1 protein-coding gene is annotated in these 272 nt (G+C 54.0%); it reads right to left on the reverse strand.

Annotation, left to right across the window (positions count from 1 at the left end; genetic code table 11):
• The coding region (gene bamC / locus SB765_RS29750) for an outer membrane protein assembly factor BamC (RefSeq protein ID WP_410932511.1) at positions 1-272 on the reverse strand (272 nt) is incomplete at both ends.

The raw sequence follows: 272 nt of genomic DNA on the forward strand, positions 1-272 counted from the left end.
CGGTTTGCCCGCCTGTTCCAGGTTCAGCAGTTTAACCGTAACCGCCTGCTGATAACCCTGCGGCTTAACAGAGATTTGATAACGACCACGATACTGCTCGTCTTCGTCCAGACGGTTCCATTGTACCCAATCGGTGGTCAGTGTCTGACCAGCATCATCACGTTGGGTGATGGTGTAGTTTTTCGCCTGCAGCACGCTAACCACCTGCGGCCACAGAGTATTGCCACGACCATTTTCCACCAGCAATGAAGCGGTATCGCCCGTGAACTGGG

The sequence above is a fragment of the Pseudomonas sp. SIMBA_067 genome, from assembly GCF_046534675.1.
Taxonomy (GTDB): domain Bacteria; phylum Pseudomonadota; class Gammaproteobacteria; order Pseudomonadales; family Pseudomonadaceae; genus Aquipseudomonas; species Aquipseudomonas putida.